Here is a 14,299-nt window from a genome sequence, read left to right as displayed (position 1 = left end):
TTACCATAAGGGGCTCCCCTTATTCAAAAAATGTATGCGCATTTCTACGCTAATACTGGGTATTAATGTCCTGACAACCGCCTTGCTCATGGCCGGGCCTACGGAGGCCCAGCACGTGAGCATGGATATGCGGCAAACCCGGGTAAAGACAGTCCTGAGGCAGATCGAGCAACAAACCGGTCTCACATTTGCTTTCGACGAAAAGCTGGTGCGCAAAGCACCCGACATCACCATTTACGCATTGGGGCAGCCCGTTCCGGCAATCCTGAAAATGATCGAAAAGCAGACTAGCCTGGAATTCAGGCAGGTAGGCAACATGATCGGGATCACCGAAAGGCCGAAAACCGAGATCCTGCGCGAAATCGTGCCGGTAACGCAAACGGTTGCCCGCCCGGTGAAAGGCAAGGTAACAGATGAAAAAGGCGAAGCATTGCCTTCCGTGGCGATCCGTGTGAAAGGTACCAATGAAGGTACGATGACAGACGTCGACGGCAATTATACGATCGATGTCGCAGGCGATGAATCTATTCTGATATTCAGCTTTATCGGTTTTGTGGCACAGGAAGTGATGGTGGGCGCGCGTACCAGCGTGGACGTCGCCTTGAAGCCCGACGTTTCGACACTAACCGAACTCGTTGTGACGGGTTACGGTGCCCAGCGCAAAAAGGATTTGATCGGTGCGGTGTCCGTCGTGGATGTGGAGCAGTTGAAACAAACACCCGACGGGCAGGTGGCCAACCAGTTGCAGGGCCGCGCCTCGGGGGTAACGATCCTCAGTTCGGGCCAGCCGGGTGAAACGCCGCAGGTACGCATTCGCGGTTTGAATACATTCGGCAACAACTCGCCCCTGTACGTGGTCGACGGTGTGCCTACCACCTCCATTTCCGACCTGAACACCAACGACATCGCCTCGATGCAGGTACTGAAAGATGCCGGTTCCGCATCCATTTACGGATCAAGAGCCGCCAACGGGGTGATTATCATTACGACCAAAAAAGGAAAGGATAAGGTTAAAGTCAATTACAGCGCCTGGTTTGGCGTTCAGACACCCCCGGGAGGCAATGTATGGAACACCCTGACGCCCCAGGAACAGGCACAGCTCAAATTCCAGGTGCAGAAAAATTCGGGACTCACCGTGGGCGACGACCAGTACGGCTATGGAACTTCGCCCGTCCTGCCCGACTACATTCTCCCTGCCGGAGCCAAGGAGGGCGATCCCCGCACCAGCCCGGACCTGTATTATGTGAACCCGAACTACACTTCGGTGGATGATTTCAATACCTTTAACCAGATTGTCAAGGCCAACAAAACCGGTACCGACTGGTTTCACGAGATATTCAAACCCGCGCCTTCCACCAGCCACAACATTTCGCTCAGCGGCGGCAGCGACCAAGGCAACTACCTGTTTTCATTGAATTATTTCAACCAGCAGGGCGCATTGACCAATACCTACCTGAAACGCTACACGCTCCGGTCGAACAGCCAATACAACATCGGCAAGCACGTCCGTATCGGCGAGAACCTGGCCTATTCCATTTCCGACAACCCCAAATCCAGCCTGTCGGACGGCGGCTCGGCCATTGCATTCTCCTTCCGCATGCAGCCGATCGTGCCTGTGCACGACATCATGGGCAACTACGCGGGCAGCCGCGCCTCGGGTATGGGCGACGCGTTCAACCCCGTGGCCATGCGCGACCGTACCCGCTACGACAAGGGCCTGGACAATCGCCTCTTCGGTAACATTTTCGCGGAATTCGACCTGTTCAAATACTTCACCTTCCGCACCAGCATGGGTGGTGAGAACTATTCCGGCAGATGGAGCTCATTTGCATTCCCTACCTACGAAAACAAGGAGAACAGCAATACCAATACCTATTCAGAGGGCTCCTATTCGGGCTTTAACTGGACATGGACCAATTTGCTGACCTTCCACAAAACCATGGGCAAACACGACCTGACCGTAGCGGCAGGTACCGAGGCTTACAGCGGCAAATATTACGAAGTCGGCGGCAGCACGCAGGGCTATTTCTCTTTTGACCCTGACTATATGAACCTGGGCACCGGCTCCGGCACGCGCAGCAATTCAAGCAGCCGTTCCGCCGATGCATTGTACTCGCTCATCGGCCGCCTCGACTACATTTATAATGACAAATACCTTTTCGGCGCCATCCTCCGCCGCGACGGATCGTCGAAATTCATCAACGAGCGTTATGGCCTCTTCCCGGCCGTAAGCGCGGGCTGGCGTATTTCCCGCGAGGATTTCATGCGCAACCTCACGTGGATCGACGACTTGAAACTCCGGGCCAACTACGGGATCATGGGTAACCAGATCAACGTAACCTCGGGTAATGCATTCACCACGTACAGCTCCAATCGCCGCAGCTCTTACTACGACCTCGGCGGTACCAGCGGCTCGGGTGCATTGGAGGGTTTTGAAAAAAGCCAGATAGGCAACCCGAATGCAGTTTGGGAGAAAAACATCAGTACCAATGTCGGTATCGACGCTACTTTCTTCAAAGGCAGGCTGGATGTGATCGCGGATTACTATGTGAAGGAGATCAAGGACCTGCTCTTCAACCCGGCGTTGATCGGTACAGCGGGCGGCGGCTCGGTACCGTATGTGAATATCGGCCAGATGAAAAACAGGGGTATCGACCTGCAAATCGATTCCAAATTCGACCTGACTAGCGACCTGAAACTGAATGCGACACTGACTTTGACGACCTACAACAACAAAATCAAAAAGGTCACCAACAGCACCAATTATTTCGATCTTGAAGGCCGCGGTTTCGACGGCGCCTCTATTGTGCGCAACCGCGTGGGCAATTCCATCGGCCAGTTCTTCGGCTATAAGGTAATAGGCTTCTGGAACTCTCAGGAAGAGATCGCAACGGCCAATGCGGAAGCAGTAAAGCAAACCGGCGACCCGAATGCCGTGTACCAGGACGGCGCCTCGGTGGGACGGTTCCGGTATGAGAATATCAATGGCGATGGCCAGATCACCGCGGCCGACCGCCAGATGCTCGGCAACCCGAATCCCGATTTCAGTTATGGCCTGAATATCGGTCTAACATACAAGAGCTTCGATTTCAGCCTTTTCCTGTATGGCGTGCAGGGTAACCAGCTCTGGAACCAGACACTCTGGTGGAGCGACTTCAACTCATCGCGCTCGGGCGCCAAGAGCAAAACCGCGCTTTACGATTCCTGGACACCGGAAAACCACAATGCCAAAGCACCGATCCAGGAGAATTCCAGCTCGTTCAGCACCATTAATGTACCCAACTCCTATTTCGTGGAGGACGGCTCCTACCTGCGCGCGAAGAACCTGCAAATCGGGTATACATTCCCTGCCCCATTGATGAAGAAGATCCGCGCACAGCAATTCCGGGTGTACCTGCAAGCGACCAACCTGTTCACCATCACCGGTTATTCAGGACTTGACCCGGAAGTAAGCCGGAATGCGAGCGGCAACCCTACCGTGTTCGGCATCGACGAGGGCTCCTACCCGTCGTCACGCCAGTACACCGTCGGCCTGAACCTTACTTTTTAACCCATCTCCAAGCAACGCGATATGAAGAAGTTCATGAAATATATAGCCGCTCTTTGCTGGATCGGCGGTTTGACAATGTTGCAGGCCTGCCAGGACGACTTCCTGGACAAACCTGTGCAAGGTGCATTAGGCGATGACGTGCTCGCCAACGCGAAGGGCATCGACGGCCTGCTCACGGGCGCCTATGCCGCGCTCGACGGCCAGGGCGACTTCACCGGCGGCAGCGGCTGGGAATCTCCGCCCGACAACTGGGTGTACGGCGCCATTCCCGGCGGCGATGCGCACAAAGGCAGCGACGGCGGCGACCAGACGCCCATCAGCGCCATCGCCACGTTCAGTACCGGGGCTGATAACGGTTTTTTCAACAGCAAATGGAAGGCATTGTACGAAGGCGTTTCCCGATCGAACACCGTGCTGAAAGTGCTCGGGCTGGCCACCGACGTTTCGGCCGAAAACAAGGCGAATATCGAAGCTCAGGCACGTTTCCTTCGCGCACATTACTATTTCGAATTGAAGAAAATGTGGAATATGGTGCCCTGGATCGACGAAACCACCACGGATTTCAACCAGCCCAACGATAAGGACATCTGGCCGTTGATCGAAGCGGATTTCAAAGCGGCCTATGAGCAGCTACCGGCCACGCAAACGCTGGTAGGAAGGGCCAACAAATGGGCAGCGGGCGCCTATTTGGGCAAAACCTATTTGTATCAGAAAAAATATGCGGACGCTGTAAAGGTTTTTACCGACGTGATTAACAATGGCGTGACTACCAATGGTTTAAAATACGACCTCGTTTCTTTCAAGGATAACTTCGACGCCGCCACGAAAAACAATGCGGAATCGGTATTTGCGATACAAATGGTAGCCAACGACGGGACGCTCGATATTACCAATGCCAATCAGGGCGGTATGCTCAACTTCCCATACGGAACGGGCGCGCCGTTCAGCTGCTGCGGGTTTTTCCAGCCTACCCAAATGCTCGTGAATATGTACCGCACCGATGCCAGCGGGCTGCCTTACCTGACTGATTTCAACGGTCACGCCGTTAAAAACGACATGGGCCTTGCCTCGGCCACGGCATTCACGCCCGACGCCGGCAACCTCGATCCCCGCCTCGACTGGACCGTCGGCCGCCGCGGCATTCCTTACCACGACTGGGGTATTTACCCGGGCATGAACTGGGTGCGAGATCAGCCTTATGGCGGCCCCTATGCCCCTAAAAAGAACATTCACCGGCAAAAAACACAGGACCTCTACGCCGATCTCAGCTCGTGGGCGCCCGGTAACGCGATCAACGTGCTGGTGATCCGCTTTGCCGATGTGCTGCTGCTGGCAGCCGAAGCGGAAGCCAATGGCGGAAGCCTGGCCAAAGCGGAGGAGTATGTAAACAAAGTGAGAAGCCGGGCTGCGGACAAAACAGGCTGGCTGTACAAGTACACCAACGATTCCAACCCATTGGGCGGCTTCTCGGGTACGCCTGCTGCAAACTACGTGATCAAGCCCTACCCCGCCGGCACATTGGCGGCCAAAGGCAAGGACGGCGTACTCGATGCGATCTACTACGAACGCGGCATTGAGCTGGCCATGGAAGGCCACCGCTTTTTCGACCTCGTGCGTTGGAGCAAAGCTAATGCGGCCATTAACGCCTATTTCGGCTACGAGTCCAAGATCACTACCGACCTCGCCGGCGGCAAATACCTCGACGGCAAGAACAACTACTTCCCGATCCCGCAATATCAGATCGACATGAGTGTGATGAACGGGGCGCCATTGCTGAAACAAAATCCGGGATACAACTAAGAACGACCTCCCGAAAGAATGCCAAAATGCCGAGCGGTAGCAGACAAAACCTGTCACCGTTCGGCATTTTGATTGATTCACGAAAACCGCTCCTGATTTTGAGGGGCGGCTAATCTGCTAATTATAACCCTGGTTTTGAACCAGCTGCTTGTTCACATCCATTTCCCGCTGCGGAATCGGCATGATCAGCTTGGGCGAATTGTAAGCTAAAGTACCCACGTTCTGCCGTGTACGTTTGAGGTCGTGCAAGGTATGGCCCTCGAATGCGAGTTCCAGGTGCCGCTCTTTCAGCACCGACTCTATTGTGGCTGTGGTAGCCGCTTTCAGGCCTGCGCGGGTGCGGATCAGGTTCAGGTCGGCCAGCGGTGCGGCGCCGGTCTGGGTATTGAGCCGCAGGTTCGCTTCTGCGCGCGTCAGGTACATTTCCGCGAGGCGGAATTGCAGCACATTACCGAATTTGTCGAGGTGTTTCTGCGTAAATGTGTTGTTGGTAGTCACAAAAAACGCCCCTCTTTTATCACCTGTTTCGTACAGGCTCCTGTGCTTGGCCAACACACGGATATCACCGCGGCCAGCGGTTCCGGGGATTGCGGAAATGGTCGTTCCAAAGAACGTGTTCATGTCGTTGGTACCGTCCTGCTGGGTCACGATCATCGAGAAAATGTATTCCTCCGGATTAGCCCCGCCGTTGTCCAGGAACGTAAAAAAGAGCGACTCGAATGTGGAGTTAAGCGAGAATGCACCCGATGCGATCACCTCATTGGCCTCGTCGCGCGCGGCGGCGTAGTTGCCCTGCATCAGGTACACGCGCGAGAGCTGCGCCGATGCCGCATATTTGGTGGCATAAATAGTATTGCTTTCGGGCAACAGCGATTTGGCTTTGGTAAGGTCCTCCAATACCTGCGCATACACTTCCGCTACGGGGTTCCGGGGGATTTTATCGGCATCGGTAACGCCGCGTGTAGGTTTCAATACCAACGGAACGCCCGGATTGGACGCATTGTCGCCATCTCCCCAGGTTTTGGCATAAAGCCTTACCAGGTCAAAGTAAATGGACCCGCGGATAAACCTGGCCTCTCCCTCGATGCGCGCGCGCTTGTCTTCATCGACGATATCCAGCGCCGACAGCACATTGTTACAACGATTGATCGCCACGTACGAATCACGCCAGGTGGTAGTGGCAGTGGCATTGTTGGTGGTCATCTCCTTGTTGTACATTTCGAGCAGGTTCTGAAACGTGCCACCGAAGCCCAGCTCGTCGGCATTGCCAAGCAGTTCCGACGCATATTGAAACGCCCCGCCGTATACGTCCACATCCTGCAAGCCGTCGTAACACCCGATGAGCGTCACCTCGACATCGCGGGAGGTGCCCAATGCCACATTTTCGTCGATACTTTGGGTGGGCTGAACATCCAGCCTGTTGTCGCAGCCGGTGGCCATCAGCATGGCTGAAAGCAGGGCCGGCATGATATATCTGTTCTTTTTCATGATGAGAATACAATGTTAAAATCCGACATTGATGCCAACCAGCAACGTGCGCGGCTGAGGAGCGGTGTAAAAGTCATTGCCGAGTGCGAATTTGCTGTCTTTCTCGCTCAGGTCATCGGTATTGACCTCGGGATCCCAACCCTTGTAATTGGTGAAAGTCGCCAGGTTCAGCGCCGAGACATACACCCTCACTTTCTCCATTTTAATGCGGCGTACCAGTTCCGTAGGCAGGTTATAGCCCAATGTCATCGACCGCAACCGGAGATACGAACCGTTGAAAATGTAGCGCGTGGATGCCTGATTGCCATTACCCCGGTAGAAACGGGCCTCGGGGACGTCGGTATCCGGGTTTTCGGGCGTCCAGGCATTCAGCTGGTCGGCCGTCTGGTTATCCTCGTAGATTCCGTTGGCCGACGAGTATTGCCCTACCCCGTAGAAGTTGATCTTGTTGCCGGAAACGCCGTTGAAAAAGACGCTCAAATCGATTCCCTTGTAGGAAAACGTGTTGGTAATACCGCCCACAAATTTGGGGTTCGGATTACCGGCCACTACCCGCTGAGCGCTGTTGTAGCCGCTGTTGGTAACAGTGGACCTGTCGACGGTTCCGTCGGGGTTCGGGGTATTTTTATAGAACAATGCATTGCCATTAGCCCGATCCACACCTGCATACTCGACGGTGTAAAACACCCCCACGGGCTGGCCTTCCATCACGCGGCTCATACTGCGGATACCGCCTTCGATCACCTGACCCTGGATGTCGGTTACCTTGTTCTTGTTGTTGGCCACGTTCAGCGAGGTCGTCCAGCGGAATGCGCCCACGGTATTTTGGGTATTCAGCACAAATTCAAATCCTTTGTTTTCCAGCTTGCCTACGTTGGCGTACTGAACCGAGAAACCCGAGGTCGCCGGTACATTCACTTCGAGCAGAAGCCCGTTTGTTTTTTTGACATAATAGTCGATCTCCCCGTTGATCCGGTTGTTGAACAAGCCGAAATCTACACCGAAATCGGCCTGGCGGGTCGTCTCCCATTTCAGGTTCGGGTTGCCGATCTGCGACGGGCGCTGCCCGGCCGAGCCTGCATAACCCGCGTCCCCGGCAAAAAGCCCCAATTGCGGAAAGTCTCCGATCTCGGAGTTACCCGTCGACCCGTAGCTGCCGCGCAGTTTCAGGAAGCTGAGCACATTGTTGTTTTTGAGAAAACCTTCCTCGGTAAGCACCCAGCCCAATGAGGCCGAAGGGAAGAATCCGTACCGCGAATTGACCCCGAAACGCGACGAGCCATCGATACGTGCACTGGCCGACAACAGGTATTTATCGGCAAACTTGTAGTTCATCCGCAGGAAATAGGACAAGAAACGGAAGTTGGTTTCCGAAGTGCTTCCATCCGATTTGGTAGCCGCACTGGCGATCTTTTTATAGGAGTCGGACGGAAACTGCGTGCCTTCCACGAAGCTCAATTTCCGCTGCGATTGCTGGTAGGACATCCCCAATGTGGCCCCGATGCCATGCAAGCCCAGCGTTTTGTCATAGGAGAAAAAGTTGTTGGTATTATAATTGGTAACAAAGGTGGCGTAGTTGTTACCCAAACCGCTACTCGCCGTGCTCACATTCCGTACGTTCTGGCTTTGGTAATACCCTTCTTCATTCTGGTTCAGAAGGTCGATCCCCAGTTCGCTGCGGAATTTCAGTTCCGGTAGAATGTTGATCTGCGCATAAGCGTTGGTCAGGTTGCGGAACGAGGTCGCTTCGAATTTCGCGTAGTTGATCGAGATCATCGGATTGAAATAGAGCGGCACGTTCACGTCGCCGGGAGGCGTTCCTGCGGGCAGGCCCGTTTTAGGGTCCGTGAATGGCGTCAGCGGAGTGAGCGCGGCCATTTGAAGCGGGTTCGAGAAGGCATTATCCCCCGGCAGGCGTCGGTTCACCGTACGCGCAAGGCCCATCGACAATCCCACCTGCAACCATTTGTAAGCCTGATGGTCGAGATTCATACGCCCCGAAATGCGTTGCAGCTTATTCCCCACCAACGTACCTGTCTGGTCCAGATATTGCCCGGAAAGGAAAAACTTCGTTTTCTCACTTCCGCCGTTCACTTGCAGGTCAAGCTGCTGCATCGGGCCTTTCTGAAAAGCCTGATCCTGCCAGGAGTAGTTCTGCTGCTGGGGGGTATTGTAAGTACCCAGGCTGTAATATTCGAGGAAACCGCCAGCCCCGAGCATGTATTGCGTGTAAGAATCGGGATCCTGGGTGTCGGTACCGTCTATACGATCGCGGTTATTGGCCGCCATTGTGTAGAACTTCACGTACTCATCTGCATTGAGGAATTTCACACGGCGCGTTGCTTCCGAGGAACCCAGCTGGTAGTTCAGGCTCACGTTGGTTTTTCCGGCCTTTCCCCGCTTGGTCGTGATCAGCACCACGCCATTAGCCGCCCGGGAGCCGTAAATAGCCCCGGCAGACGCATCTTTAAGGATTTCAATGGATTCGATATCGTTGGAGTTGATGTCCGACAATGGGTTGGTGGATCCGCCATTGTTGCTCAGGTCGGCCGTGGTAACGGGCATTCCGTCGACCACATACAGCGGCTGGCTACTCGCGCTGATGGAAGAATTGCCCCGCACGCGCACGTTGATCGCCTGCCCGAGCTTGCCCGTACCGCTATTGACGTACACCCCGGCCGCACGTCCCTGAATGGCCGCATCCACGCTCGTCACCGGCATATTCTGGATTTCGGTACCTTTCACCTGGGCGATATTGCCGGTAACATCCCGCTTGATTTGCGAGCCGTAACCAGTCACGATTACCTCACTGAGGGCACGGACATCGCTCGCAAGTTTGACATCTATGGTGCTCTGGTTGGCTACCACTATTTCCTGCGCTACCATCCCCACGAAACTGAATACCAGGACGGAACTGGACGACGGCACCTCGATCGCATAACTTCCTTCCGAATCGGTTTGGGTACCGACGTTGGTGCCTTTGAGCTGCACCGAGGCACCCGGCAAGGGTGAGGCGTCATCCGTGGTGGTTACCTTGCCGGTAATCCTGACGCCCTGTGCTGTCGCAGGTAGCCAGCAAGCCAGCCATGCCAGAAGCATTAGCGGAAAAATTCTTCTCATAACAAGTTAGGTTTGGTTATTATTCGTTACTACAAACAAATATATTGTTGTAGACCAAATAACCAAATTTTGTTATGATATTCTTTAATTTTTATTGCAATTTATTTTGTTATTATGCTTAGAAAAAATATAATATTTTGACGGCATATTCCAAGACCTGCTTTTAGCCCTGCCAACAGCAAACCGGCCGGTCACACCTCAAAAATTCCGTCCAGTTCTATCACGTGCACGCCATTTCCGCAAACCTTGGGCGTTTTGGCAAGCTTTTCCGCCAATAGCTCCGTGGGCATAGGGCGGAACTTTTTAATGATTCCCAACCCGTTCAGGAAACGTATCACACCAGCACTTATCCGTTCACCCAGGCGGTCGGTATTTTTGCGGAGCAGCAGGCCGGGCCTGAAAATGACCAGTTTTTCAAATCCCAGGCCTTTGATCCGTTCTTCCAGCTCCCCTTTCATTTTGGAATAAAACACCCTACTATCCGGGGAAGCGCCATAGGACGACAACAACACCGTCTGCGCAACGCCGTTCCGCCTGGCGATCCGGGCAAATTCGAGCGGGATTTCATAATCGATATGCCACTGCTTCTCCTTCGAGCCAGCAGTTTTCAAGGTAGTTCCCAGGCACGAGAACCAGACGTCCCCATTGATCTGCTCCGCTATCGGATCCATTTTGTCAAAATCGGTGAGAATTTCCGTCAATTTAGGATGCTTGGCCCCCGTTGCCCGGCGAACAAATACCACGACATCCGTATAATCCGGATCGCGCAGCAAAGTGTTTACCAAATCTTTACCCGTGGCGCCGGTAGCGCCGATAATCAAAGCTTTCATAACGATAGGTTGTTTATCCGGGTAAATTTAAATGATTGCCCGCTTTGCCGCGTATATCAACATACATTTAAAGCCACGCACTAAACTTTTTGATAAACCAGCCTTTAACCCACTGCGTGAGCAGGCAATACGAGATCAGGATACCAAGCAGCCACGGAAAGTATGCGGCAGGGAGCGGAGTGAGCCGCAATGCCCCGGCAAACGGAGAAAATGGTATCAGTACTCCCACCACCATGACCAGCGAGGTAAGCGCTACTACCGGTGCGGCCGCCCAGCTTTGGATGAAAGGAATTTTGCGCGTCCGGATCATATGTATGACCAGCGTCTGGGAAAGCAGTCCTTCGACAAACCATCCGCTTTGGAACAACATTTGGTGTTGGGGTGCATTGGCTTTGAAAACAAAGAACATTACGGCAAAAGTTACGAAATCGAAGATGGAACTGATTGGACCAATCAGGAGCATAAACCTGGAAACGCCATTCGCATCCCACTTTTTGGGCTTTTGCAGGAATTCTTCATCCATTTGGTCCCACGGAATGGAAATTTGGGAAATGTCATATAAAAGGTTCTGCACCAGCAAATGAACGGGAAGCATTGGCAGGAAAGGCAGGAACGCGCTCGCGCCGAGCATGCTGAACATGTTGCCGAAATTGCTGCTCGCCGTCATTTTGATGTACTTAATGATATTCCCGAATGTGCGCCTTCCATATATCACACCTTTGCGTAGCACCAGCAAATCCTTTTCCAGCAGGATAATGTCCGCGCTCTCCTTGGCGATGTCCACTGCGGTATCTACGCTGATACCGACGTCGGCTTCCTTCAATGCAGCGGCGTCGTTGATACCATCTCCCAAAAAGCCTACCGTGTGCCCATTGCTTCGCAGCAGCTTCACCACCCTGACTTTCTGAATCGGTGTGAGTTTGGCAAACACGGATACAGCATCTATTTTTCCGGCGAGCAGTTCATCAGACATCTGTTCAAGCTCGGCGCCATCAATGATTTCGCTCACCGGAATGCCGATGTCACTGCAAATTTTGCGGGTTACCGTCGCATTGTCGCCTGTAAGAACCCTGATCGACACCCCCAGTTTTTGTAATGCCTCGATGGCCGGCCGGGCCGACGGTTTGGCGGGATCCAGGAAGCCTATAAAACCGGTAAGCGTCAGGTCCCGTTCGTCATTCAGCGAGTAGGTCAGCGGATGGGTTCCGTTGAACTCACGAATAGCGACCAGCAGCACCCTCAACCCCTGCTCATTCATCTTCCCGGACGTTTGCAGCACGGTTCTGCGCATGGTTTCGTCCATCGCAATGATCCTGTCGTTTTCAACATGGAGGCTACGGTCTTCGCCCGGGTCGAATGCGCTGCTGCAAAGTTCGAGCATTTCCTCCACAGCTCCCTTGCAGATGAGCAGATGCTTCCCGTTGTGCATTTTCAGGATTACGGACATCCTGCGACGCTGAAAATCGAAGGGGAGTTCGTCCACCTTCCTGTAATGTTCTTCCGCGGCAAGGTAATTATGCAGCTCCGCGTGATCGAGGATAGCCTGATCCAGCAGATTTTTTAGTCCTGTCTGATGAAAACTGTTCAGATAGGCCCATTTAAGTACTTCATCATCCTCATCACCGAAGACATTCAGGTGCTTTTCCAGCACGATCTTGTCGATTGTCAATGTCCCGGTTTTGTCCGTACAGAGCACATCCATCGCACCGATGTTCTGAATGGAATTGAGGCGCTTCACGATCACCTTCCGCTTGCTCATATTCATGGCACCCTTTGCGAGGTTAGCGGTAACGATCATCGGGAGCATTTCCGGGGTGAGTCCTACCGCCACCGCGATGGCAAAAAGCAAAGCTTCCCCCCAATTGCCTTTCACCAGGCCATTCATGACAAAGATCACCGGCACCATGATGAGCATGAAGCGGATCAAAAGAAAGCTGATCTTGTTGATGCCCTTGTCGAAGCTGGTTTCAGGCCGCTCACTGGTGATGGATTTGCTGATGTTGCCCAGATAGGTACCGGAGCCTGTTGCAACCACCACTGCCATGGCCGATCCGCTTACTACATTGGTTCCCATGAAAGCGAGGTTATTCAAATCGATTGGCCGCATTTTGTCGGCGTCCCGGATCGCAAGGTGATTTTTCTCAACCGGGAGTGCTTCCCCGGTGAGCATACTCTCACTCACGAAAAGGTCCTTGCTGCGCGTGATGCGGCAGTCGGCAGGTACCATGTCGCCCGCCGAAAGGAAAACGATGTCACCGGGAGCCAGCTCTTCGATCGGCAATTCGATCTTGCCGCGAAATTTGCGGAGAACCGATGCCGTTGTTTTCACCATACTTTTCAGGACCTCCGCTGCCTTGCTGCTCCGGTACTCCTGAACAAACCGGAGCAATGCGCTCACAATAACCATAATCCCAACGACAATCACCGTTTTATAATCCCGTTCCTCCGTCGGCGGCAGCCATACATCGATGACGAAGGAAATCGCTGAAATGGCGAGTAAAATGGATATGAATGGATTGATAAACGAATGAAGCAGCTGTTTATACCATGTAGCCGCTTTCTGGTGCTGCACTTCATTACGTCCGAATTTCAGTAAACGCTCATCGGCAGTTACCTTGGTGATTCCTTCCTCACTGGTTTCCAGCATGGCGTAAACAAAATACTCGTCGTGGCGCGACGCGTTTTGCAATTTGACCTCCGCGCTGGCATCCGCCCCGTTCGACCGGATAATCGAAGGAAATGCCCTGTTGTTTTTTTCTCTCATCTTCCTGATTGCATTATTTTATAGATCCGTCTGCGTACCGATAATTTCCCAGCTCACCTTCGCAACTTTGTCCTCAATGGTTAGCCAGCTGGCAACCCTTTCCAGCACACTGTCCTGAGGTGTGGCCGATTTGATTTCGGCGACGATCATCACATAAGGTGCCCCATTGGGTTCATCGCTCGACAGCGATTTCAGTAGCAGCTTTTCGCTTTCTTCGAGCATCCGCATGAGTAGTATCCGGATGTGATTTTCGACCTCGGGCTTGCATTTGATCGTGAACAGGTAGTCGGTTTGCAAGGGAGCGGCATTATGAAAGGTCAGCAGGCTCAACCATATCCCGACCGGCCGCAGGATCAGATGGGTAAGCATGATAGCCGCCGAAAGAATGGCGGCTTCGGGCAGAACGCCAACTCCGCAAAGAGCACCTACGGCGGCAGAGCACCAAATCGTGGCAGCGGTATTCAGGCCCTGCACGTTCAGGCCGTCCTTCATGATGACGCCCGCACCCAGAAAACCGATACCGCTAACGATATACGATGCAATACGCCCGGTGGCATCGCCGCCGATCCTGATGGAAAGCAGCACAAAAGCGGCGGAGCCCATCGATACCAGCGTATTGGTCCTCAGCCCCGCACTGCGCTGCCGCCATTGGCGCTCGATCCCAATCGCGGCTCCGAGTGCCAATGCAGCAAACAGTCTTAGTGTAAATTCAAGCCTTTCCATCGTCCTGCGGTTTCGCGATCTTTA

At 53.6% G+C, this 14,299-nt stretch carries 7 protein-coding genes; 2 read left to right on the top strand and 5 right to left on the bottom strand.

Going from position 1 to position 14,299, the window contains the following annotated elements:
- Nucleotides 1-34 precede the first annotated feature (34 nt).
- Complete coding sequence (locus CLV60_RS07615; RefSeq protein ID WP_211302212.1) at nt 35-3,550, top strand: SusC/RagA family TonB-linked outer membrane protein; 3,516 nt, start codon at nt 35-37, stop codon at nt 3,548-3,550.
- A 33-nt stretch (nt 3,551-3,583) separates the two neighbouring features.
- Entirely contained in the window at nt 3,584-5,350 is a 1,767-nt protein-coding gene (locus tag CLV60_RS07610; RefSeq protein ID WP_229210864.1) for a RagB/SusD family nutrient uptake outer membrane protein, read from the top strand.
- Between the two features lie 117 nt (nt 5,351-5,467).
- On the opposite strand, the gene CLV60_RS07605 is transcribed toward CLV60_RS07610, so the two are convergent.
- The 5 genes from CLV60_RS07605 to CLV60_RS07585 all read right to left on the bottom strand — a co-directional run bounded on the left by CLV60_RS07605 (nt 5,468) and on the right by CLV60_RS07585 (nt 14,275).
- Nucleotides 5,468-6,838: a RagB/SusD family nutrient uptake outer membrane protein gene (locus tag CLV60_RS07605; protein WP_106594769.1), complete on the bottom strand. Its 1,371-nt coding sequence runs from the start codon at nt 6,836-6,838 to the stop codon at nt 5,468-5,470.
- Between the two features lie 15 nt (nt 6,839-6,853).
- Complete coding sequence (locus tag CLV60_RS07600) at nt 6,854-9,958, bottom strand: SusC/RagA family TonB-linked outer membrane protein (RefSeq protein WP_106594768.1); 3,105 nt, start codon at nt 9,956-9,958, stop codon at nt 6,854-6,856.
- A gap of 191 nt (nt 9,959-10,149) precedes the next feature.
- Complete coding sequence (locus tag CLV60_RS07595) at nt 10,150-10,788, bottom strand: NAD(P)H-binding protein (RefSeq protein WP_106594767.1); 639 nt, start codon at nt 10,786-10,788, stop codon at nt 10,150-10,152.
- Nucleotides 10,789-10,855: 67 nt separating this feature from the next.
- Nucleotides 10,856-13,552 carry a magnesium-translocating P-type ATPase gene (gene mgtA / locus CLV60_RS07590; protein WP_106594766.1) on the bottom strand — a complete coding sequence of 899 codons (2,697 nt, stop codon included), beginning with the start codon at nt 13,550-13,552 and terminating at the stop codon, nt 10,856-10,858.
- A gap of 18 nt (nt 13,553-13,570) precedes the next feature.
- Nucleotides 13,571-14,275 (bottom strand): MgtC/SapB family protein, encoded by a 705-nt coding sequence (locus CLV60_RS07585; RefSeq protein ID WP_106594765.1) that lies wholly within the window; start codon nt 14,273-14,275, stop codon nt 13,571-13,573.
- Nucleotides 14,276-14,299: the final 24 nt, after the last annotated feature.

This window comes from Dyadobacter jiangsuensis (assembly GCF_003014695.1).
In the GTDB taxonomy this organism is placed as follows: Bacteria; Bacteroidota; Bacteroidia; order Cytophagales; family Spirosomataceae; genus Dyadobacter; species Dyadobacter jiangsuensis.
Note: the sequence above shows the minus strand (reverse complement) of the source record. Positions and strands in the feature narration are given on the sequence as shown.